The organism is Sphaerochaeta sp. (assembly GCA_022482495.1).
Classification (GTDB): Bacteria; Spirochaetota; Spirochaetia; order Sphaerochaetales; family Sphaerochaetaceae; genus RUG023.
In genome coordinates, this window is record JAKVPA010000003.1 from 207,812 (window position 1) to 231,104 (window position 23,293).

Annotated in this window: 21 protein-coding genes and 1 tRNA gene; 11 read left to right on the forward strand and 11 right to left on the reverse strand. The window is 55.8% G+C overall.

What is annotated here, in order from left to right; all coding sequences use genetic code 11:
• The first annotated feature begins 86 nt into the window (after positions 1–86).
• Genes LKE28_05110 through infA form a run of 4 tightly spaced genes read left to right on the forward strand, consistent with a single transcriptional unit; the run spans position 87 to position 5,552 of the window.
• Positions 87–1,982, forward strand: coding sequence for an EAL domain-containing protein (locus LKE28_05110; GenBank protein MCH3907626.1), 1,896 nt, complete (start codon positions 87–89; stop codon positions 1,980–1,982).
• Positions 1,972–3,870, forward strand: a complete 1,899-nt coding sequence (locus LKE28_05115) for a GGDEF domain-containing phosphodiesterase (protein ID MCH3907627.1) — start codon at positions 1,972–1,974, stop codon at positions 3,868–3,870. The genes LKE28_05110 and LKE28_05115 overlap by 11 nt, the downstream gene beginning before the upstream one ends.
• A gap of 33 nt (positions 3,871–3,903) precedes the next feature.
• Positions 3,904–5,280, forward strand: a complete 1,377-nt coding sequence (locus LKE28_05120) for a sodium-dependent transporter (protein MCH3907628.1) — start codon at positions 3,904–3,906, stop codon at positions 5,278–5,280.
• Positions 5,281–5,333: 53 nt separating this feature from the next.
• Entirely contained in the window at positions 5,334–5,552 is a 219-nt protein-coding gene (gene infA / locus LKE28_05125; protein ID MCH3907629.1) for a translation initiation factor IF-1, read from the forward strand.
• 57 nt (positions 5,553–5,609) lie between these two features.
• On the opposite strand, the gene LKE28_05130 is transcribed toward infA, so the two are convergent.
• From LKE28_05130 to LKE28_05160, 7 genes are all read right to left on the reverse strand, one after another.
• Positions 5,610–6,893 carry a Smr/MutS family protein gene (locus tag LKE28_05130; protein ID MCH3907630.1) on the reverse strand — a complete coding sequence of 428 codons (1,284 nt, stop codon included), beginning with the start codon at positions 6,891–6,893 and terminating at the stop codon, positions 5,610–5,612.
• Positions 6,893–7,537, reverse strand: coding sequence for a CBS and ACT domain-containing protein (locus LKE28_05135; protein MCH3907631.1), 645 nt, complete (start codon positions 7,535–7,537; stop codon positions 6,893–6,895). The genes LKE28_05130 and LKE28_05135 overlap by 1 nt, the downstream gene beginning before the upstream one ends.
• A 56-nt stretch (positions 7,538–7,593) precedes the next feature.
• Entirely contained in the window at positions 7,594–8,334 is a 741-nt protein-coding gene (locus LKE28_05140) for an ABC transporter ATP-binding protein (GenBank protein ID MCH3907632.1), read from the reverse strand.
• Positions 8,334–9,113 carry an ABC transporter ATP-binding protein gene (locus LKE28_05145; GenBank protein MCH3907633.1) on the reverse strand — a complete coding sequence of 260 codons (780 nt, stop codon included), beginning with the start codon at positions 9,111–9,113 and terminating at the stop codon, positions 8,334–8,336. Before LKE28_05145 ends, LKE28_05140 begins: the two co-directional genes overlap by 1 nt.
• Positions 9,110–10,018 (reverse strand): branched-chain amino acid ABC transporter permease, encoded by a 909-nt coding sequence (locus LKE28_05150; GenBank protein ID MCH3907634.1) that lies wholly within the window; start codon positions 10,016–10,018, stop codon positions 9,110–9,112. Before LKE28_05150 ends, LKE28_05145 begins: the two co-directional genes overlap by 4 nt.
• A 1-nt stretch (position 10,019) precedes the next feature.
• Positions 10,020–10,907, reverse strand: coding sequence for a branched-chain amino acid ABC transporter permease (locus tag LKE28_05155; protein MCH3907635.1), 888 nt, complete (start codon positions 10,905–10,907; stop codon positions 10,020–10,022).
• Between the two features lie 126 nt (positions 10,908–11,033).
• On the reverse strand, positions 11,034–12,233 hold the full coding sequence (locus tag LKE28_05160; protein MCH3907636.1) for an ABC transporter substrate-binding protein: 1,200 nt from the start codon (positions 12,231–12,233) through the stop codon (positions 11,034–11,036).
• A 296-nt stretch (positions 12,234–12,529) separates the two neighbouring features.
• On the opposite strand from LKE28_05160, the gene mscL reads away from it, so the two are divergent.
• The 4 genes from mscL (at position 12,530) to LKE28_05180 (ending at position 15,204) form a co-directional block, all read left to right on the forward strand.
• Positions 12,530–12,979, forward strand: a complete 450-nt coding sequence (gene mscL, locus LKE28_05165) for a large-conductance mechanosensitive channel protein MscL (GenBank protein ID MCH3907637.1) — start codon at positions 12,530–12,532, stop codon at positions 12,977–12,979.
• Positions 12,980–13,077: 98 nt separating this feature from the next.
• Complete coding sequence (locus LKE28_05170; protein MCH3907638.1) at positions 13,078–13,911, forward strand: SDR family NAD(P)-dependent oxidoreductase; 834 nt, start codon at positions 13,078–13,080, stop codon at positions 13,909–13,911.
• Positions 13,908–15,074 carry a cation diffusion facilitator family transporter gene (locus LKE28_05175; GenBank protein ID MCH3907639.1) on the forward strand — a complete coding sequence of 389 codons (1,167 nt, stop codon included), beginning with the start codon at positions 13,908–13,910 and terminating at the stop codon, positions 15,072–15,074. Before LKE28_05170 ends, LKE28_05175 begins: the two co-directional genes overlap by 4 nt.
• A gap of 56 nt (positions 15,075–15,130) precedes the next feature.
• Positions 15,131–15,204, forward strand: a tRNA-Arg gene (locus LKE28_05180).
• Between the two features lie 38 nt (positions 15,205–15,242).
• Here the strand turns inward: LKE28_05180 and LKE28_05185 are convergent.
• The 3 genes from LKE28_05185 to LKE28_05195 all read right to left on the reverse strand — a co-directional run bounded on the left by LKE28_05185 (position 15,243) and on the right by LKE28_05195 (position 19,730).
• Positions 15,243–16,304 carry a hypothetical protein gene (locus LKE28_05185; GenBank protein ID MCH3907640.1) on the reverse strand — a complete coding sequence of 354 codons (1,062 nt, stop codon included), beginning with the start codon at positions 16,302–16,304 and terminating at the stop codon, positions 15,243–15,245.
• 5 nt (positions 16,305–16,309) lie between these two features.
• On the reverse strand, positions 16,310–18,850 hold the full coding sequence (gene topA / locus LKE28_05190; GenBank protein MCH3907641.1) for a type I DNA topoisomerase: 2,541 nt from the start codon (positions 18,848–18,850) through the stop codon (positions 16,310–16,312).
• An 88-nt stretch (positions 18,851–18,938) separates the two neighbouring features.
• Positions 18,939–19,730 carry a hypothetical protein gene (locus LKE28_05195; protein MCH3907642.1) on the reverse strand — a complete coding sequence of 264 codons (792 nt, stop codon included), beginning with the start codon at positions 19,728–19,730 and terminating at the stop codon, positions 18,939–18,941.
• A gap of 56 nt (positions 19,731–19,786) precedes the next feature.
• On the opposite strand from LKE28_05195, the gene LKE28_05200 reads away from it, so the two are divergent.
• The 3 genes from LKE28_05200 to LKE28_05210 all read left to right on the forward strand — a co-directional run bounded on the left by LKE28_05200 (position 19,787) and on the right by LKE28_05210 (position 22,140).
• Positions 19,787–20,233 carry a cobalamin-dependent protein gene (locus LKE28_05200; GenBank protein MCH3907643.1) on the forward strand — a complete coding sequence of 149 codons (447 nt, stop codon included), beginning with the start codon at positions 19,787–19,789 and terminating at the stop codon, positions 20,231–20,233.
• Positions 20,234–20,452: 219 nt separating this feature from the next.
• Positions 20,453–21,436, forward strand: a complete 984-nt coding sequence (locus LKE28_05205) for a radical SAM protein (protein MCH3907644.1) — start codon at positions 20,453–20,455, stop codon at positions 21,434–21,436.
• Positions 21,433–22,140, forward strand: a complete 708-nt coding sequence (locus tag LKE28_05210; GenBank protein MCH3907645.1) for a hypothetical protein — start codon at positions 21,433–21,435, stop codon at positions 22,138–22,140. The genes LKE28_05205 and LKE28_05210 overlap by 4 nt, the downstream gene beginning before the upstream one ends.
• Before the next feature lies 1 nt (position 22,141).
• Here LKE28_05210 and ychF read toward each other — a convergent pair whose 3' ends face one another.
• Complete coding sequence (gene ychF, locus LKE28_05215) at positions 22,142–23,266, reverse strand: redox-regulated ATPase YchF (protein MCH3907646.1); 1,125 nt, start codon at positions 23,264–23,266, stop codon at positions 22,142–22,144.
• Between the last annotated feature and the right edge of the window lie 27 nt (positions 23,267–23,293).

The window sequence follows — 23,293 nt, forward strand, 5'->3', positions numbered from 1 at the left end:
GAACGTTTGCCTGTATTGTCCTTCTTTGCCCAACTCATTGTCAATGAACCTAGCCAAGAAACAGCCGGAAGGGTACAATGAGGAGCATGAACAGCGGTATCTGGCTCGACGTCAGTTCCATGGGAATTCTTGCCCTCCTTCTCGTCATCTACCAATACCGCGGTGACATACCCATACGACAGAACAAAATTCTCTTTTCCATGGTAAGACTGGCTTGTGTCTCCACCGTGGCGGACCTGGTCTGCGGACTGTATCTGGAAGGCACCATCCCTTCGTCAGACTGGGGTTTCTACATCGCCAAGGGCGTGATGGTATACGCCCAGACAACCAATGCATTCTTCCTGCTGTTGTACGTCAGGGAACTGACCAAACGAAGGAATACCCTCCGCGCCCAACGTGTGTTGCTTCTTTTCCCTTACATCCTGCAGACCGTCATGGTCATCGTCAACGTCCTGATCCGTTCCCGGGATTTTCTGGAAGGACCTTCCCTCCACCAGTTCGGCATTCCGACGATCATCATGACCATCACCAGCAGTTACTTCGTCATCATGTCGGTGGTGCTGTTGTTCCTGCATCATTCCAAACTGACCCCCTACACCATCCTGGCACTCTGCGCGTATCTGCTTTTCTCCTATCTGGGTTCCATCTGGCAGTTGAACGATCCCAACATCCGTCTTGCCAATTTCACCATGGTCCTCGGCCTGCTCAACCTGTACCTGACCGTCCAGAACCCTGAAGAGATCATCGACGGACAAACGGGATGCCTGAACAGAAAGGCGTTCACCAAAACCACCGAAGTGGCGCTGGAGGGAAAACAAGCCGAAACAATCGTCGTCATCGGAATCAAGGATTTTCCCCTGCTCACCGGACTCATGGACAGCGCTTCCACGACAGACCTTCTGACCCACCTGGTCGCCTCGCTTGGCCCCATCATCCAAGGCTCCGATCTGTATCGCATCGCCCAGGACCAGTTTGCCGTGTCGTTTGCCCCGGGAAAAGGGCTTAAGGCCGCAACAAACGCGCTTCTGTTGTTCTCCCAGACATGGAAAACGTCATCCCTGTCCCTGACGATGGAAGGATACAGCTGTGTGATCAGGCTGCCGGAAGACGCTTCCACGATGGATACGTTCTTCATGCTCACCGAACAGCTCAGGGTGAAAGCACATGAACAAGCACAAGAAAAGGTCCCCATCCCGGTGAATCAGTTGGATGTCCAGGAAGGCATCCGGCGGCAGAAGATCCACAATCTCGTCCTGGACTCGGATGAACGGAACCTGATCCTGTTGTTCCGACCAATCTATTCCGCCAAGGAGGGGAAAACCTCAGGGCTCCGGGCATCCCTTGCCCTGCAAGACGCCTCGGTCGGAATTGTGGAACAGGATGAGTTTCTGCCCTACGCAGACAAAAACAGTTCCATTTTCCGTTACAGCGAGTATCTGGTCCGTCGCTGTTGCGCCTTGTTGGGTCAAGGCATCCTCAGGGAACTGGGATTCACCCACCTAACCGTCACGCTTACCTCAGCCCAGTGGCTTCAGTTCGGTCTGGCGGAGTTGATCATAGGATACCTGGCCCAATATCTGATCGACCCATCCACCCTCTCGTTCGAAATCAAATGCGAGACGATCAACCAGGCTCCGGAGGGGGTGCGCTCCACGCTGATGACGCTCTCTGAACGGGGCGTTCACATCGTCATCACTCGATATGGGGAAGGGTTCACCGAGATCCACACCAATCTTCGTCTTTCCCAAGCAACAATCTCCTTGGGCAGTGACCAGTTTCCTCCACCCGAGGGCCGCGCTCTCTTCCCGTTGATCATCCACAGCAGCGTGGAGCTCTTTGGAAAAATCGGATTTACCTGCGCCGTGGACGGCATCCAGTCCGAAGCGGAAAAAACGGAATGCCTTTCGCAGGGTGTCGCATACCTTTCCGGGTCTTGGTTCGGTGGTCCGTACACGCTGGAGGAGCTTGCCCATGTTCGTTGAATACAACATCTGGTTTGATATCAGCGGACTGGCCATCCTGTTCGTCATCACGTTGCTGTACATCTTGAAGAATTCGGTGGAGGACAACACCAGCCTGATGTTCCGTCTTACGCTGGCCTTTTGTTTCATTTCCACCGCCGCTGACTTGTGGTATGGACTGTGGATGAATGGAACCACCCGACTGATGACCAGTCCGTTGTTCGCCAACGATATGACCAGCTACTTGTATTTTCTTGCCCATTTGAGTTGCGCGTTCATCTTCCTTCATTACATCAGGGAAGCCCTGGGAATCCATTTCTCCCGATCAGTGACCATCATCTCCACACTCCCCTTCATCATCTGTGTCTCGATCCTGCTGCTCAATCCCATTCACCGGTGGGTGTACTCCATTGACGCTGAGGGATTCTACCAGCGGGGGGATGGGTTGTACCTGTTGTATGGATGTGCCATCGGCTACATGGTGGCAGGGATGATGTTGTTGTTCCGGTACGGAAAACGGATGATCGCCGGCAGGTTCTACGCGCTCCTCACCTTCATCATCATGTCGTTTGTCGGAATCGGCATCCAGGCAGCGGTACCCTCGCTGCTGGTGGAGAACTATTTCGTTGATCTTTGCCTGCTCTTCGTCTACCTTTCCATGTACCGTCCGGAAGACATCACCGACGAAACGACACAGCTTCTCAACGAACGCGCATTCCGGATCCTTACGTCCACGTTGATCACCCGACACAAGCGATTCTCCTTGGTTTTCCTGCATCTGGAGGATGCGTCCTACATCCTCAGCCTGCTCAGCGAAGCATCCACCTCAGCGCTCAGATCCTCCATCGCCGAATTTCTTTCCAAGACATTCCGACGGGCGGAACTGTTCCATCTGGGGATCGGGCTCTTTTGTCTGTTGTACCAAGATCAGGGCGAGATGCAGGAAGAAGGGGTGGTGGAACAGCTTACCCATCGTTTCAGTCACAGCTGGCAGGCTTCCGGAGAACCAATCAAATTCACCAGCCGCATCGTCTCGTTTGTCTGCCCTGATGATGCCGCTACGCTTGAGGATTTCGTCGATGTACGATCCGCGCTCCTTCACGCAAAACCATTCCAGACGGTGGTGGATGTGAAGGGGCTGGATGTAGCGACGGAACGCCGCAACCGGATGATCGACCATATCAGCCGGACCTGTGTGGAAAACGGATTGCTGGAAGTGGTGTTCCAGCCGGTTTGGGACATTCATCGCCAATCCTTCCGAACGGCCGAGGCGCTGGTCCGGCTCAAGGATCCCCAACTGGGAAGAATATCTCCGGAAGAACTGGTCGCCGTGGCGGAGCGGAACGGAACCATCCAGAAGATTGATTCTTTCGTGCTGGATCGGGTGTGCGCGTTCCTCACCCAGCATGGAGACCACGTGGAAAACATCAACGTCAACCTTTCCATGGTAGAATGTGTCCAGACCACCCTGGTGGAACGCATCAACACGACGATCACCCAATGGAAGGTCAGACCGGAACAACTTCATTTCGAGGTGACGGAAACCGTCTCCAACCGCTTCCCCGACGTCGCCCGCAGGAACATCCAGACGCTGACTGCACAAGGATTCGTCTTCTGCCTGGATGATTTTGGTCAGGGATACTCCAATCTGGACCGGTTGATCTCCCTGCCGTTCGGCATCATCAAACTGGACAAACAGTTCATCGTCGGAGACGGCTGGGTGAACAATCTGCTTGTGTCGATGGCAGAGGTGATCATCAGCATGGACAAACAGATTTTGGTGGAAGGCGTGGAAACGGAAGAGCAGGCGAAGCGAGCCATATCGCTGGGCGCTGACTTCATCCAAGGATATTACTACGCAAAGCCGATGCCGCAGGCAGAGTATCTGGATTTTCTGAAAACGCTTTGACGGGACGTGGGAAAGGCCCTATACTTTGACCCTATGGAATCACAACGCGAAACGCTTTCCAGCAGGCTTGGGTTCATCCTGTTGTCCGCCGGATGCGCCATTGGACTGGGAAACGTATGGCGTTTCCCATACATCACCGGGACGTACGGCGGAGCGACGTTCGTCCTTATCTATCTGCTCTTCCTGGTGATCTTCGGCCTCCCCATCATGGTGATGGAGTTCGCCATCGGGCGAGCCAGCAGACAGAACATCGGCCTGGCATTGAAGACATTGGAGCCTCCCGGCACCCAATGGCATCGGTACGGTCCGTTCGCCATCGCCGCAAACTACCTTTTGATGATGTACTACACCCCGATCTCAGGCTGGCTCCTCTCCTACTTTTTCCACTCGGTGGATGGTTCGCTGTCCCATCTCTCCTCAGCGGAAGTCTCCACCTCCTTCACCTCCATGCTCTCCGATCCCTGGTCGATGCTCGCCTGGACGTCCGTGGTCATCATCCTGGGGTTCTTCATCAACAGCAGGGGACTGCAGAAGGGAGTGGAATCCATCACCAAGGTGATGATGGTCTGTCTGCTCCTGTTGATCATTCTCCTTGCCGTCAACAGCATGTTCCTAGAAGGCGGCTCGGAAGGCATCGCGTTCTATCTGAAGCCGAATCTCTCCCACATCCGCCAGGCGGGCCTGTTCAACGTGGTGTTCGCCGCGATGAACCAGGCGTTCTTCACCCTTTCATTGGGCATCGGCTCCATGGAGATCTTCGGCTCATATATCGGAAAAGAACGTTCCCTGACCGGAGAAGCCACTCGGGTGATCATTTTGGACACCGCTGTCGCGCTCCTTGCCGGCCTGATCATCTTCCCGGCGTGCTCCGCCTTCGGCGTCAAGGCGGATGCCGGCCCCAGCCTGCTGTTCATCACCCTCCCCAACATCTTCAGCCAGATGCCCGCAGGCCGGTTCTGGGGCTCCCTGTTCTTCCTGTTCATGAGTTTCGCAGCCTTCTCCACCGTGATCGCCGTCTTTGAGAACATCATCAGTTATTGGATCGATGTGCGTCACGTCCCCCGCAAGCGTGCCTGCAGGAACAACGCCATCGCCATGGTGCTGCTTTCCCTCCCCTGCATCCTCGGCTTCAACGCATGGAGCGGTTTCACCCCGTTTGGAGCTGGGACCGGCGTGCTGGACTTGGAGGATTTCATCGTCAGCTCCACCCTGCTCCCCATCGGTTCCTTGCTGTTCTGCCTGTTCTGCACCCGCAAAATCGGATGGGGATGGGACAACTTCCTTCAGGAAGCCGACCAAGGAACCGGCTTGAAATTCCCCCGCTGGGCACGATTCTGGGTCCGCTGGGGCATTCCTGCACTGTTCGTGGTGATTTTTATCAAGGGATATCTGGACATCCTCGTGCATTGACATACGTCGCGATATTTCCATATACTTACCGCGCAAATACATAGGAGGGCCCCTTGGCCAAAGAAGAAGCTATTGAAGTAGAGGGAATCGTCAAAGAAGCGCTTCCCAATACGATGTTCCGTGTGGAACTGCAGAACAATCACGTGATTCTTGCCTTTCTGTCCGGCAAGATGCGCAAGCATTACATCCGAATCGTCCCTGGTGACAAAGTACGGATTGAGTTGTCTCCGTATGACCTGACCAAGGGACGCATCACCTTCAGGGAACGATAAGCATTCTCAGCGAGCACACACGCCCACAGCTTTGTCGGGCGTGTGTTGTTGTATGCGTCATGATGGCTTGAGAATCACCCAGATGACGCCGCTGCCCCCGTAACACGCTTTGGGGCTGTACGCCTCACGCACCACACCGGAGAGACGTATCTCGCTGAGGGCGATATCCTTCAGCACCCCTTTGCCATCAGCGCTGTGGAGCCCTTTCCCCGGGATGACGCACACCTTCAGCAGATGATGGCGATAGCTGTCTTCCAGAAACGTACCCGTCGCCGTGGCGGCTTCCTCCGCCTTCATGCCATGGAGATCCAGCGTGACCTGCGGTTGCATCGCACGGAGTTCCGAGATGGTATGGTTGGGATGATCCGGCTCCCGCTTTATCTGTTTAGACCGCTCAATGGCCTTCTCCTCGTCACTCATCGTCGACCAGGAGGCGTAAATCTTGGCGAAGTCTGAATCCTCTGCCGCTTTCTTCTGTTCATACGAGTCAAGCAACGTCCCGAAATCCTTCCCTGACCCCTGCACTTCGGAAGGGGTGAACAGGTGTTGTTCCTTGTCTTCCTCTTCCTCCGCAACAGGAGATTCCGGATGCTGGTAGGTTTCCTGCAACACGCCTTTGCTTGCTCCGGTACGGGTCAGCTCCACCTTCCAGGCGACATCACTGGGATGGACTTCTGCAGACGGAATCGGAGATGGTGCGGGAGGTGTCGCCACCGGCTCCGGAGCTTTTGGGACGATGGTCTCTTTTCCTTCAAATTGATCCAGCAGTTCTCCGAAACTCTTGCCGCTTCCCTTTACTTGGGATGGCTTGTGCGGTATCTCTGGCCGAGATACCGGAACGACCGGCTCCGGAGTGGGTTTCCGTTGCTTAACCGGACGTACCGGTTTTGCGTCGGTCCCTTCGTATTGGGAGAGAATGGACCCAAAGTCCTTTGTCTGGCGATATGGTTGGCTCTTGTTGATCTTGGGCTGTTGCTTGGCAACAGGGCGGGACGCTTTCTGTCCGTGCTCCCGCTCCCATTCGGCGAAGATGTCACCGAAATCACGCCTGTCATCCACCGTGCTGGGATGCTTCAGCCCACCTTTGACGGTGGAAGGATCCTGTCCGGACTCCCACGCTTTGAGGATATCCCCAAAATCAGCATCCTTGTCGAATCCGGTAACGATCGGACCAGGATTTCGTTTGGGAGCCGGTGGAATGGTGCGTTTGTTCTTGGGTTCCGGCTCGGTGGTTTTTTCCACCAACCGGATGCCTTGGAACGGACGATATGCGTCATCATCTGCGGCAAGACGGTCTTTTTGGGTTGTCTTGGGTTGCTGGTGGCGTTTCTTTCGTCCCATCACACTTCCCTTACGTCAAGAATCTGGTCAACATACGGTTTGAGGATGTCGATCACCTTGCTTGGGGGTGCACCTTGCACCTTGATGGTGATCATCGCGTTGCTCGGCTCGGTTCCCATGAACGTACCAAGCGCGATGATGTCCACACCCTGCTCGCAGAGCGCCTGGGAAATCTTGGCGATGGTGCCGGGATGGTCGGTGACAAGAAACGAAACACGAACGCCGAAGTGACGGGCGCCGAACAGCTCCAACAGAATCTTGAACATGTCGCTCTTGGAGACGATGCCGACCAACTTGCCGTCTTCCAGGACGGGCAGGCAGGAGAGATCCTGGTCGACCATCAGACGGGCGGCTTCCTCCACCGTCGTGTCCTTGGTGATGGTCACCACGTTCTTGCTCATCAACTGCTTCACCGTAATCTTGGACAGCAGGTATGCCATCTCATGGATGGACAGGCTGGACGCCGGTGACGGGGATGCGTACAGGATATCTTTTTCGCTGATGATCCCCACCAGATTCTTGTTCTTGTCCAAAACAGGAAGACGATGGATTTTCTCATCCTTCATCAGTTTCGAGGCTTCCGCGATGGGCATATCAGGCGTCGCGGTCACAGGATTGCGGGTCATTCTACGTTCGATTATCATACGGTACCCCTCCCACCAGCAGTGTACTCCATTTCAGGAGAACCTTCCAGCGTTTCTTATTCCCCAAGATACGCCTGGCGTACCCGTTCGTTGACCAAGAGATTGGAACTGCGGTCTGCCAGAACGATCTTTCCGTTTTCCATCACATACCCTTCTGTGGACGCTTTCAACGCCATACGGGCGTTCTGCTCCACCAGGAAGATGGTCACCTTGTCCTGCTTGTTGATGTAGGAAATCTTCTCAAAGATATCCTGAATGACCAGCGGGGCCAAGCCCAATCCCGGCTCGTCCAGCAACAACAGGTTGGGAGAGCTCATCAACGCCCTGCTGATGGCCATCATCTGTTGTTCTCCTCCGGAGAGACTGCGGGTCTTCTGTTTGCGTCGGGAACCAAGGATCGGAAAGAAATCATACATTTCCGCTTTGCGTTCGGCGATCACCTTGGGATCCTTGACCAGGAACGCACCCATGTCAAGGTTCTCCTCCACCGTCATGTCGGTGAACACCCGCCGCCCTTCCGGAACCAGTGAAATGCCTTTGGCGGCGATACGATCGGTGGTCAGCCGTTTGTGATGAGGAAGCTCCGCGTCACAGATCGCTTCCCCGTTGTAGGTAATCTTTCCGGTGACCAGCGGCTCCTGCCCCATGATGGCTTTCAACAACGTACTCTTTCCGGCACCGTTGGCGCCGATCAAACAAACGACGTCTCCTTGGGAAACATGCATGGACACGCCGGTCAGCGCTTTGATGTTCCCGTAGGTGACACCGATATTCTCAATGGTCAGCAAATCAGCCATCACGCTTCCTCCTTGCCCAGATACGCTTCAATGACTTGAGGATTGGACTTGATCTCATTCGGGGTTCCGACGGCGATCTTCTGGCCGTAGTTCAGCACGGTGATGGAATCACAGATGTTCATCACCAGCCGCATGTCATGCTCGATCAACACCACGGTCACGCCCTCATCCCGGATACGACAGATCGTTTCCATCAACTGTTCCGTCTCCTGGGGGTTCATGCCGGCGGCAGGCTCATCCAGAAAGAGCAGCTTCGGACCACTGGCCATGGCACGGGCGATCTCCAGCTCCCGCTGGTGACCGTACGGCAGGTTTTTGGCAAGCTCATGCCGGAAGTCGGTCAGATTGAAGAATTCCATCCAGTGAAGCGCTTTTGCGTACAGGTCATCCTCTTCACTCTGCAGACGGAAGTAACTGCGGAACGCATTGGCGAACCGTCCCTTCATCGGATCCTTTCCCGTCTTGAAGTGACAGCCCAGCATGATGTTTTCCGTCACGGTCAGTTCCTTGAACAGACGAATGTTCTGGAACGTACGGGCGATGCCCAGACGGCAGATCTTCCATGCCGGCATTCCGGTGATGTCCTTGCCATCGAAATGCACTTTTCCGCTGGTCGGGACATCCAGCCCGGTCATGTTGTTGAACAGCGTCGTCTTGCCGGCGCCATTGGGGCCGATCAAACCGGTGATCAACCCCTGCTCCACCTCAAAATCCACATTGCTGACGGCCAAGATGCCGCCAAACTCACGGGTAAGCCCTTCCGTATTCAGCAGAATCATTGCTTACCCCCTTTGCGTTCCTTACCGTACAGGTGTTCCTTCCGTCCCATGATACCCTGTGGCCGCCAGATCATCATGACGACGAGGATCAAGCCGAACAGCACTTGTTTGAACTGCGGCGGGAAAACGGAAGAGAGCCCGGTCAGCTGCGGGAAGTAGCTGATCAACTGGATGATGAATGAGCCGAGGATGGCAGCCATGAAGTTTCCCATGCCTCCCAACACCACCATGCAGAGCACCATCACGGAAACCATGAACGTATAGGTTCCCGGCGTGACGGAAAGGCTGAAGACTGCCTGCAGGCTTCCTGCGATACCGGCGACGCCGGCACCCAGCATGAACGCGACAACCTTGTACTTCGTCACGTTGATGCCCGTCGAAGCTGCGGCGATTTCATCCTCACGGATCGCTTCCAACGCACGCCCCATCCGGGACCTTGCCAACCGCTGGAACAGCAGGTAGGCGATGACCAGGAACACGATGCAGAGGGTCAGGAACCCGACCTTGGTGTACGGGTTGATCTTCTTCCCGAAGATCGTCGCCATCGGGATGTTCTGGATGCCCATCGGGCCTTTGGTCAACGAATCCCAGTTATTCAGGACGTTCCGAACAATTTCTCCGAAGCCCAATGTGGCGATGGCCAGGTAATCACCTTTCAGGCGGAGCGTCGGCAGTCCGATCAAGAAACCAAACAGCGCGGAAACCACCACGGAAACCGGAAGTGTTTCCCAGAATGTCCACCCCAACTTGGTGGTAAGAATCGCCGTGGCGTAACTGCCGATGGCGAAGAATCCCGCCTGACACATGGAAAGCATGCCGGTGTATCCGGTGATGACGTTTTGTCCGATGGCCATCAACGCGTAAATGCAGGTGTAAATCAAAATCAACAGGAAAAAGCTCAGCATGTCAGACCTTCTCCTTTTCGGCGTGGCCGAGGATGCCTTCCGGTTTGATCAGCAGGATCAGGATCAGGACACCGAAGGCGATGGTGTCCTTCATGCCGGTCGGAATGCCCAAGACGGCCACTCCGAACGTCTCCAGAAGCCCAAGGATGATGCCACCGAGCATGGCGCCCTGGATGTTGCCGATGCCTCCGACAACCGCGGCGACGAATGCCTTCAGACCGGTCATCATACCCATGGAAGGATAGGCCTTGAAGTCCAACGAGATCAGAATGCCGCCGGTCGCGGCCAGAGCCGAACCGATGGCGAACGTCAGGCTGATCACCTTGTCGACGCTGATGCCCATCAGCATTGCCGTATCCTGGTCAATACTGGTGGCGCGCATCGCCTTTCCCATCCGGGTCTTGTCGACGAACAGCGCCAAGGCAACCATCATGATCGCCGCTACGGCAAGAATCAGGATCTGGTGCGGCGTGATGATCACTCCGTGTATGTTGATCGGCGTATTGTCGAACGGATAGTTGAATTTGCGGCTCTGCGTCCCAAACGCCCACGCGGCACTGTTGGACAACATGAAGGAAACGCCGATGGCGGAAAGAAGAGGCGCAAGACGTGCCGCGTGTCGAAGCGGCTTGTACGCCACCCGCTCAATGACCACTCCCAAAAAACCACAGGCGATCATGGCGACGATCATGGCGATGAAAAAGGACGTTACCGTCCACGCGCCAAGCGGCGCGCTTCCTCTGAGCGCGTTGTAGGTGAACAACCCGATATAGGCGCCCACCATCAGGATGTCACCATGGGCAAAGTTGATGAACTTCAGGATTCCATACACCATGGTGTACCCCAAGGCGATGAGAGCATAGATGCCACCAAGCGTAAGCCCATTCATAAAGTGTTGGAAAAACTCTGAAACGGACAAGATTGCGCTCCTTCAAAAGAGTCTAAAAAACAAGAATGAGGACCGATGCACGCACCGGTCCTCACCATTCTAACGTGGAACGGCTTCCTCCGGCAATTACTTCACGGAGACGAGCTTACCACCGGTAACGGTATAGGCACCTTTGTAGACCACGGAGGCTGCTGTGTTTCCCGTTACTTCGTAAATACCCTGGTAGGCGACAAGGTCACCATTGGGCTCAAAGTTCATCGTACCATTGACGCCCTGGAAATCCTTGGTCGCCGCGACTTCGTCACGGATCGCCTTGCGGTCAAACCCACCGGTCTTCTGGTAGGCGCGCTCCATGGCGGCGAACAGGATGTAAGCGGCATCATAGCTGTTGGTAGCGAAGGAATCAGGTCCCACACCGTACTTTGCGGTGTAGTTCTTGACGAACGTCTCATGCGCTGCGCTCTCCTCAGCCTTGGCAGGACCAACATAAATCACGCCCTTGGTGAAGTCACCAGCAAGATCAAAGATCTGCGGGTTGGAGAAACCATCGCAGGAGAGGAACGGAATCTTCATCCCAAGCTCGCTTGCCTGCTCCAGAATCTGGGCCATCTCAGCGGTGTAGTTCGGAATGTAAATCGCTTCCGGTTTGGCGGCGCGGATATTGGTCAGCTGCGTCTTGAAATCCTTGTCTCCAACCTGGAATGTCTCAGCGATGGTGACTTTTCCGCCATCGGCTTCAAAATTCTCCTTCACCCCTTCGTACAAGCCCTGGCTGTAGTCGTTCTTGGCGTACAGGACGGCGATGTTGCGGTAGCCCAGCACCTCGTAGAAGTACTTGCCGGCAACCTCGCCCTGCAGACCATCAGAAACGACGGTGCGGAACACGTAGTTGCCGATGTTGGTGATATCCTTGTGGGTGGCGCTCGGGGTGATCATTACGATCCCTTCGTTCTGCACCCGCTGACCAACGGCGAAACTGACACCGGTGAACACCGGTCCGATCAACGCGTTGATCTTATCAGAAGAAGAAAGCTTCTCAATGGCGGAGAGCCCTTTCTCCACGGAACCCTCCGAATCTTCGGTGATCAGCGTGATGGGAAGCTTTCCGGCGATTCCGCCCTTGGCATTGTATTCTTCAATGGCAAGCTTCACGGCGTTGTTGCACAGTGTGCCATAGTTTGCGTAGTCACCGGTCATCGGTCCGATGAACCCGATCTTCGGTCCCTGCACCTTGCTTCCACTTTCACTCGCCCCATTCGCGAACAAAGGGGAAACGGCAAGAGCCATTGTGGCGATAAGCGCCAGAACGAGCATCTGTTTCTTCATATAAACCTCCAACGGTTGAGCATTGAAATCGTAATAGAATGTGTATACAACAATTGGTATGTTTATTCAATCAGAAACCGCTTCCCAGCGTTGAAAAACATCAAAAAAAGCGCCAAGATATCAGAAGAATTCATCAGAAACCGCAGAACACACCCTCGGCGCATATGAATGGATCGCAACATGTTTCTTTCTTGGGTTTCCTGTTGTTTTGTCACTTCTCTTCACAAAATGATGGGTCTTATGCTATATTCTGGGCGTTTAGATTTATGCGTATCACAATCTTACAGGAGATACATATGGCTGATAAAAAAACAGGATTTTGGGAAGAATTCAAGAAATTCATTTCGAAAGGAAGCGTGATGGACATGGCAATCGGCGTCATCATGGGCGCCGCGTTCACCGCCATCATCAATTCGATGGTCAAGGACATTCTGATGCCGATCATCAGCTTGATCGTCGGACGGGTCAATTTCGCAGATCTGAAGTGGGTCATCAAACCGGCCACCGAAGGAACAGCGGAGACGGCGTTGGCCTACGGCAACTTCATCCAGGCCATCATCAACTTCCTGCTCATCGCGCTGTGCATGTTCATTCTGATGAAACAGTTCAACAAGATGAGGGAAGCGGCGGAAGCGAAAAAGAAGGCTGCCGAAGCCGCAGCTCCCGCCCCCGCGCCAGCGCCGGCCCCGGATATCGCGCTTCTCACCGAGATCCGCGACCTGTTGAAAAAAGACCAGACGAAATAACAGCAATCCCCATTTTCCATCGGCGGAAGTCCTTGGGCTTCCGCTCTTCTTGTGACAGCGGGCTTTTCGGACTATACTGGCCCAGGAGAGGCAACGGCATGAAGCATCCGTTCGGAACAAACATTTTGGTCACCGGAGCCACCAGTGGCATTGGACTGGCCTGCGCCCGTCTGTTCGCTTCCCAGGGCTACCAAGTCTGGGGCGTGGCGAGGAATGTCCAAGGACATGAGGAAACCGGCATCCGCTACCGTGCGATGGATGTCACTGACTCAGCCCAAGTGGAAGAGATGCTCGCCCGGATTGACGCCGAAGCGGTTTCAGAGACCGGACACCACCTGTCCGTGGTGCTGGACGCCGCAGGCAACGGCATCACCGGATCAGTCGACGCCACGCCCATCGACATGGTTCGCAGGCAAATGGAAGTCAACTTCTTTGGAACCCTGACGGTCAACCGCGCCGCATTGCCGTTTCTCCGCCAGGAACCCCGCTCGTTGATCCTGCTGGTCAGTTCCGTGGCAGGACGGATCACCGTCCCGTTCCAAGGTCACTACAGCTGTTCCAAATACGCCGTGGAGGCATACGGGGAAGCGCTCCGGATGGAAAGCGCCCGATTCGGCGTCCATGTTTCGATGATTGAACCGGGGGATACCACCACCGGCTTCACCAAGCATCGGGTCATCGCCGAGCCGGAAGACAGCCCCTACCGGGCGGCAGTGCTTGCAACCACAGAGAGGATCGCCCATGACGAACAGAATGGAGACAAGGCCGAGCGGGTTGCCAAGGTGGCTCTTTCCATCGCCAGCCACAGGCGGGTGCCGGTCCGTCGCGCGGTGGGATTCGTCTCAAAACTGGAAGTCTCTTTGATCCGGTTCCTTCCCGCTTCACTGGTTGACTGGATCGTAGGCCACATTTATCTGGGAGGTGCGTCATGACTGGCTGGATGATCCGTCATTTTGTCCCCAACGCGTCAGATACCAAAAACTCGGAAGTACGCTCTTCGTATGGAACGCTTGCGTCCGTCACCGGAGTAATCGTCAACTGTCTGCTCGTCGCGGCGAAAGCGGCGATGGGAATCCTCAGTGGATCTCTTGCCATCACGGCGGACGCGGTGAACAACCTCTCTGACGCGGGAGGTGGCATCCTCTCCCTTCTTGTCGTCCGCATGGCGGCAAAACCGGGGGACAAGGAGCACCCGTTCGGCCATGGCCGGATGGAATACATCGGCGCTCTGGCGCTGGGCTTTTTGATTCTGATGGTTGGTCTCGAACTGCTCAAATCCGGCATCAGTGGGATCCGCCATCCCAGGGAGCTGTCCGTCTCCCCGCTGATCATCACCCTGCTCAGTCTGTCCATTATGGCAAAGCTCTGGCTTTTCTTCTTCTATCGGAAGATCGGGAAGACCATCGACAACGAAACGCTCACCGCCGAAGGCCAGGACAGCGTCAGTGACGCCGTAGGCACGGCGGCCGTCCTGGTCAGCACGGTGCTCCAGTGGCTGTATGGCTGGCACATCGATGGATTCATGAGTGTGGTGGTCTCCCTGTTTGTCCTTCAGACAGGATTGAAGGTGTGCAAAAGCACCATTGACCGCCTGATCGGCGGCAAGCCGGATCCCAAAATGGTGGAGGAGATCACCCGGAGGATGCTGAGTTATCCGACGATCCGGGGAATCCATGACCTGGTAATCAACGATTATGGACCAGGGCGGTGCATCGTCACCGTCCACGCAGAGGTGGATGCCCACGGTGACATCCTTGCCATCCATGAGGTGATCGACAAGGCGGAACGGGAGATCGAGCAGGCAATGCACATCATGATCTGCATCCACATGGATCCGGTGGTCACCGATGATCCTGAGACCAACCGGCTGCACGCCGTCTTCTCCGCCTTCCTGAAGACGATCGACCCCAAGCTGACGCTGCACGATTTCCGCAGGGTTCCGGGAAAGAAACAGACCAACCTGCTCTTTGACGTACTGCTTCCCGACGACTTCCAGATGCCAAGCGCCACCTTGAATGAAAAGATTGTCGCCTACGCCCACACGCTGGATCCGGGATACAACATGGTGATCCGCTACGACAACGATTTCCTCTGAGCTTCCGGCATCCCCTTGCCCTCATGGGGTATTTTCGCTATAAGTGACAGATGGACGATCTGGTAGCTCAGTTGGATAGAGCGACTGCCTCCTAAGCAGTAGGTCGTGCGTTCGAATCGCATCCGGGTCAGCAGGGCCGTTCATGAAACCATGGACGGCCCGCTTTTGTCAAAGCACGATGCACAGGATGATGATGACAACGATTCCGATGGCAAGGGTGAGGAACGCGGCCTGACGCTTCCGGCGCTGGATCACCTTCTCCACGGTGGGACGGCTCTTCAGGTACGCCTCCCGCTGTGCTTTGAGGGCTTCGGCTTCCTGTTTCTTCTTCAGCGCATCCATCTCCTGCTCGCCCCGGACCTTGTGGTCCATGATGCACTTGGAGCATGGCACGACGCCATCACAGTCGGAAACCTGGTCGTAGTAGCTTTCTCCGCAGTCCGGACAGACGTAGCACCGGCGGAGAATCCCCCCCTCGGTCAGCTTGCACACCACCATGGTATGCCGCGCAGGATAGCGCAGCTCTTTGTGCATCAGCTTCTCCCAGAAGGTCTGGGGGTATGGCTGGCGTTGGACAGACTGCTGCTCATGGGCCAGCTTGACGATCCGTTCGGACAATCCCCGGTCCTGGGTGATCAACAGCACGTCCTCGTTCATCCCGATCCTGCTGAACAGTTTGACCAGATGGTCATCGGCGATGCCTTCCGAACCGGTGTCCCCGATCCGGACCAATCCCTGCTTGGCCAAGGAACGAATCAAATCCGGACGGATGGTGGCGCGGATACGCACCTCCTTGTCCTTCTCCGGATTGTCCTTCAGGCCGTGCAGCTCCTCCATCGTCTTCTCAAGGATCAACAGCTTCTTCTTCCGCCGCTTGAGGATCGGCTCCATATCCGCCACGAAGTGGAGGAACCAATCCATCTGGATGATCGGAGCGGTGTCCACGTAGATCTCGTTGAACGAGCGCACCTCCCCATCCAGCACATCCTCATACCCTGGATCCTTGCTCTTGTACCGGTCCAGGTTGTGCGTCTTGCAGGAGAGCACTTCCCGAAGGAGGTCCATCTGGTCCTCACGGACATGTTCCGTGTCGATGCCCACCGCACGGATTGCGGTCAGCACGGCATCCTTGGAAAGGTGAAATTCTTCAGAAAGCACGCCCAGGTAATCGCCAGGAGCGATCACCGGAGCCTTCGGTGTCCGTACGGGACGCCGGAAAAATCTTGCCATGAATACTACGTCGTACCCTTCTGTCGCTTGTCCTTGATCACCTCTATGACGTCGTCAAGACTCAACCCCTTTGCTTTGGCTTCATCTTTTTTATACGCGTACGGCAACGAGTAGTTGTTTCCATCATGCCTGACATAGAACCCAAACCTGCCATGGGCAAGTTCCACTTGCTTTCCCTCGAACTGACCATAGGTGAACAATGGTTCCACCGTCTTGGTCCGAGGCGTTTTTTTCATTCGATACGATCGGGACGGCGCTTTCTCCTGAGAAAGCAGCGACAGGGCTTCCTCAAGCGTGATGGCGAACAATTGCGCGTCCTTGTCTGTCTTGTTCAGGTTCCGGTAGGTGCCGTTGCAACCGACGTATGGTCCGTATTTGCCCACCGTCGCGAACACCTCCTCCCCTTTTTCATTCTTGCCCAGCACCCGTGGAAGCGACAGGTACCGCTGGGCGAACCGCGGATCCTTGGCCTGTTCGTCATCAGCCCAGGATGGAACGCTCGCCCGTTTGTCCCCTTTCTGCCAGTACGGCCCGAATTTGCCGTCAAGAAGCTGGATCCCGTCTCCCAGCTCCACCGGTTGCCGTCTGTTGGATTGTTTTCCTTTGGCAAGCAGATCCTTCACCATCTCATCGGTGACGGTTCCCGGCATCCACTCCGAAGGAATGGGGATGGCTTCAGGTTTTTCACCTTCCCCCATCGGTTTCTGCACATAACATCCGTACGGCCCCACCTTGATGGGGTTGTCATCGGATATCTGCGGCAGATGCAGCGTGCGCGCTTCCGCATTGTCCTGCTTGTCCATCTGCGCCTTGTCCTCAGCCTGTAATCCTTCGGGACCCAGATAAAACGCGTTGAGGAAATCGAGCTTCCGTTCCTTCCCCTCGGCGATCTCATCCAGACCAGATTCCATCTTCGAGGTGAAATCGTAGTCGATGAACCGGGCAAAGTGTTGTTCCAGGTATTGGCAGACGGCGAATCCCATGAACGTAGGGACCAGAGCCCCTCCATCCTTGGTTACATACGCACGGTCGAGCAACGTCTTGATGATCGTCGCATAGGTGCTCGGCCTTCCTATGCCACGTTTTTCCAGTTCCTGCACCAGCGACGCTTCGGTATACCGCGCCGGCGCCTTGGTCTGGTGTTCCTCATCGACCAACTCCAGGAGCTTCTCCGTCTCCCCTTCGGTCAGGGAAGGCAGCAACGTCTCCTTGTCGGCCAACGCGGCCTCCGGATCATCACTTCCCTCCACGTAGGCGCGAAGAAAGCCGGGGAACAGGATTTCCGTACCGGTGGCGACGAACGTCGCGCCGTCACGGGTGACCGTCACCGTGGTGGTCGCCTTGCGGGCATCGGCCATCTGGCAGGCAAGCGTACGCTTCCAGATCAAATCGTACAGCAACCGTTCCCGTCCGGTTAGCTCTGTTTCCTCCGGCGTGCGGAAGTGATCCCCCGCGGGACGAATCGCCTCATGGGCTTCCTGGGCACCCGCCGTATGGGCGGCGAAATGCCGTGGCTCTGGAGAAAGGAACTCTTTCCCGTACAACCCTTCCACCGATTCCCTGGCCGCCCGCGTCCCCTCCTCGGAGAGCGTCGGGCTGTCGGTCCGCATGTAGGTGATGTACCCGTTCTCGTAGAGCAGCTGCGCCACGCTCATCACCAGCGAGGAGCTCCAGTGGAACTTCTTGATGGCGTCCTGCTGCAGTGTGCTGGTGGTGAACGGAATGCTGGGATGGGTGAGAAACGGTTTCTTCTGGATGGAGGAGACGATCCACGGCCCATCTTTCAGACGGGAAAGGAAGCCATCGATCATCCCTTTGTCACAGAGCACCGTCCCTTCCTTGCCTTTGTACGCTCCGGTGATCGAATCGAAATCCTTGCTCTGGGCAAGCGTCTTGCCGTCGATGGAGACCATCCGGGCCTGGTACGACTGCCCGCCGGCGCTTTGCAGCGTGGCGACGGCATCGTAGTACAGGCTCTTCTGGAACAGGATACGTTCCCGCTCCCGGTCAACCGTCAGCCTGAGGCCAACCGATTGCACCCGGCCGGCGGACAACTTCTTGTTGGCCAGCTTCTTCCACAGGATCGGGCTGATGCTGTAGCCGTACAGGCGGTCCACCACCCGGCGTCCCTCTTGGGCCTGGACCAGATTCTCATCCACGTCACGACCCGAGGTGAGCGCCTTTTCGATGGCGCTTTTGGTGATTTCATGAAACACCATCCGCTGGTACGGTACTTTTGGCTTGAGCACCTGCAAGAGATGCCAGCTGATCGACTCCCCTTCCCGGTCCTCATCAGTCGCCAACAACAAACGATCTGATTTGGCCAGCTCGCTTTTCAGCTGAGCGATCAACGGGGCTTTGCCGTCAACAATGTGGTAATTGCAGGCATATCCATGCGCCACATCAATATCCATTTCCTTCTCACCCAAGTCCCTGATGTGCCCTTTGCTGGCGATCACCTTGTACTGTTTGGGGAGAAAACGGGATATGGTTTTCGCCTTGGTGGGGGACTCGACGATGATCAGCGTTTGCTTCGATGGTTCCATGGATTACTCCTGCTCGACGTTCAGGTTTCAACTATATACCGAGCGCACAAGAATTTGTCAACTCAAAGCAACCACAAGCAACACGCAGTTACTCTTCCACGAGCGTGAATTTCCCGTCTGAACCCTTCTCCGGATTGTTGAAAATGCCTGTCGCGGCCAGTCCGCTTCCCGTCGTCCAGAAGACACAGGCACGCTTCCCTTCCTTGGTGATGATGAACTGGTAGAAGCTCTGTGTCGTGAACGTCATTCCCAACGCTTTGCTCTTCACTTCCACCTGTACGCCGGTGGCGTCCTGAGTGACGGAACTGACCAGAAACCTGCTTGGTTTGGCGCTGGTGGTGTTGAACATCAGTCCATTGGCCCGGTACACCTCCGCCGAAGGATCGTCATAGTCCACCCAGGAACCGATCACCTCTGCCGGGCTGATCACCTGAAGTCCCAGTCCGGGTAATTCACTTTTGATGATCATTTGGCCACCGGGAACATCATCCACCACGTAGTGGAGCATGACGCACCGACCTTTGTTGTCATTGTCCGTTGGATTGGTCCATCGGTACGAACCGCTCCAGCTGGTCGTCTCCACCGTCACCTGGGCGGCATCCAGCGTCCGGTCGGACGCGTCCCGGGATGCGACGATCACCTGGTAGCGATGATTGGACAGCAGCGGATTGGCGTTTCCGCCAACGGTACAGGAGAAAATATTACCGCCGAACCGCGCCACCGGTTGGTTGTCCAGATACACGTCATAATGACTCGTCCCCTCGACGGACGACCAGGAAACCACCGCCTGATTGGGATAGCTCCGTTCCACCGTGACCGTAATCGCCCATACACACATTCCTGCAAGCAGAAGCGCCAGGGAGGCAACAAACCGTTTCATGTTCCCACTGTACCATATTGCTTGCCCATGGAGCAAGAAAAAGCTACTGTGTTGCCATGACGGTCGAACTGGTATCCTGTTGTTATGAACGGGGAAATTTCAGCTTTCCCCTGGGGGCGCTCTGTGTCCAGGAAGCGCTCCGCCAGGCAGGAATCCCGTCCCACCTGTCCAACTGTTACCTCTCTGATGATCCCCGCAAGGCCGCTTCCCGTATTTCCGCCGATGTGGTGGGGATCTCCGTCTACCTGTGGAACCGTTCGTGGTTCGACCAGTTCGTCACTGCACTGAAGAAACGGAACCCTCAGGTGATCCTGTTCGCCGGAGGCACCGAGGTGACAGGCCAACCCGATGAGCTTCGACCTGTCCCTGTACCGCTTCCTCATCCTCGGAGAAGGGGAAGAAAGCGTTCCCCGAGCCTTGATGGCGATCAAGGAAGGAAGAGAGATTCCCACGGGAGGCGGCATCGCCACCAAAGGGAGCCTGCTCATCCCGGGATGCCCTGAGCACCTTGAGGATCTCTCTTCCGTCCTGCTCTCCCATACGGCGGACCCGTTCCTCAAACAAAGCGACACGGTACTGTGGGAACTGACCCGGGGGTGCCCGTACCACTGCGCCTTCTGTTTCGAGTCCAAAGGCGTGCGGTCTGTCCGGCACTATCCGATGGACCGCATCACCAAGCAGAGCTGGACTACCTGGTCAGTCACCATGTGCACAATGTCTTCGTGCTGGATCCGACGTTCAACATGGACAAGAAACGGACCAAGGAGATGCTTTCCCTGTTGGTCGAGAAAGCCCCGGACATCCATTTCACCTTTGAAAACCGGGCGGAACTGCTTGATGAGGAGATGGTCCGTCTGTATGGGCAGTTGGACTGTTCACTGCAACTGGGCATGCAGTCCAGCGATCCTGTAGTGCTCAAAGCCATCGACCGGGCGGCCAACATGACGGCGTTCGAGAACGGCGTACGCATGCTGGTCAAGGAAGGTGTCTCCTTCGGCCTTGATGTGATCATCGGGCTTCCGGGAGACACCTTGGAAGGGTTCTTCCACAGCTTGGACTACGCCATTTCGTTGAAACCGAACAACATTGACCTGTTTTTACTCTCCTTGCTTCCCGGCACGACGCTCGCCGACCGCGCTGATCGGCTGGGCCTCAGGCACCAGGAACAGAACCCCTACCTGTTGATCGAAAGCCCGACCTTTCCCAAAGAAGACATCGCCACGGCGCTGTCCGTCAAAACCGCCGTTGACCTGTTCTACACCAAAGGACAGGCCTATCAATGGTTCCCCCTCCTGGAAGAGGCAGGCGGCATGAAAGCCCATCAATTGATGTTGGATTTCGCCACGTTCCTAACAACCCAGCATCCCGAAGAAACGGATGTCTATGAACTGCAGGACCGTTTCGTCAAGAAGGTGCTCAAACGGCAAGGGAAAACGTCACTTCCTTCCCGCCCTGACCTCTTACATGGAACTGTACCAGGGCATCGCGTTCCTGCTGGAAACCGGAGAGTCCCCCATTGTACAGTTGCAGTACGACCCCAACGACCTGACAAAGCTGGAACAGATGCCGTTGTCCCAGTTCACCAAGGAAGTGAAACGACGTCCGTGCACGCTGTCCATCATCAGGGAGCGGGACGGATCGGTCGGATTCCTGGTTCCTTGAGATTGCCACTTCGTTCCAATTGGCGTACAGTTACTTCGGTATGAAACGAATTCTTCCCCTCATGATGATCGTGTCATTGGTGCTCAGTGGATGCGCGGTGACGGAAAAACTCTCCATCAATCCTGCCGGAGACGGCAGATCAGATCTCGCGCTGTCCGCCGAGCCGTTCTTCATCGATGTCCTGAATGATTTCGAGGAGTTTTCCGACACCAAGAATCCTGAGTCGGTGATGGACAAGGCGGTATCCGACATCCAGAAGAACCTGCAGCGGGGAACAGGCACATCCCAGGTATCGTTCACCAAAACAGGAGAGCGCAGCTACGAAGGGGTCTTTTCCTTCTCCAGCATCTCCCGCCTGCTTTCCGACCTTGGGGCGGATCCCGACCAGAGCCTGTTGACCGTCAAGGACAATACGATGACATTCTACCTGGATCTGGAGAACTACCCCCAACTGACCAAAGTGATCCCGTTCTTGGCGGACAAGAACTTCGAGCCATTCGGCCCGACGTACAACCAAGGCATCTCCGCGGAGGATTATCTTGAGATGATCAGCTTTATGCTGGGCGACGAAGGACCGGATGCCATCACCTCGTCCTCCATCGTCCTGGACCTCCAGACACCGGGGGATATCACGGCGGTCAGCGGAGGCACGAAGACAGGCCCGCGAAGCTTCCGCTTCCAGTTCCCGCTCCTCGATTTCCTCCTGCTGCAAAAGCCCATCCAGTGCAGTGTGAGCTGGAAGAACTGATCTATTTCGCCTGCTTGTTCACGTTGAACAGGAAGTGCATGATGTCTCCATCCTGCACGACGTAGTCCTTCCCTTCCATGCGGAGTTTTCCGGCTTCCCGGATCTTCTCCTCACTCTTGAAGGTGAACAGGTCGTTACAGTTGTACACCTCGGCCTTGATGAACCCTTTCTGGAAATCGGTGTGGATGATGCCGGCCGTCTCCGGGGCTTTCATCCCCGCCTTGAACGTCCACGCGCGGTCCTCGTCGGGACCGGCAGTGAAGAACGTCCTCAACCCCATGATATGGTAGGCATGCTGGATCAACCGGTTCAGGCCGGACTCCTCCAAGCCAACCGATTCCAGGAACTCCTTCTTGTCGTTCTCATCATCCAGCGCGGCGATCTCCGCTTCCATCTTGCCGCAGATCACCACCACCTCGGCGTGTTCCTCCGCAGCGATGGCGCGCACCGTCTTCACGTAGTCGTTGTCCGTCGTCGCGTGGTCTTCGTCGACATTGCAGACGTACACCACCGGCTTCTGGGTGATCAAATGGAGATCGTACAGGAGCCCAAGCTCCTCTTCATCCAAGCCAAGCGAGCGGACCGCCTTCCCATCGCCCAATCCCGCTTTGACCTTCTCCAACAGCGGCAGATACTTTTCCATCGCCTTGCGGTCCTCAGGCGTCATGCTCCTGGTCAGTTTGACCTGCTTGGCATACCGGTTCTCCACCGTGTCCAAATCGGCAAGGGCCAACTCCGTGTTGATCGTATCGATGTCGCTTTTCGGATCCACCTTGTTGTTCACGTGGATGACATCAGCATCATCGAAGCAACGGACCACGTGGGCGATGACGCCCACCTCCCGAATGTTGGCGAGAAACTGGTTCCCCAGTCCTTCACCCTTGGACGCGCCGGCGACCAAACCGGCGATATCGACAAATTCAAACGTGGCGGGAATCAGCCGCTGCGGGGGGATCAACGCCTTGATCTGGTCAAGCCGTTTGTCCGGGACGTTGACGATGCCCACGTTCGGATTGATCGTACAAAATGGATAGTTCGCAATTTCCGCGGGGGCGGCCGTCAGAGCGGAGAAAATGGTTGATTTCCCCACGTTGGGCAGTCCGACGATTCCACAATTCAGACCCATAGGATACCTCTCCACGAGAGTGTAGCA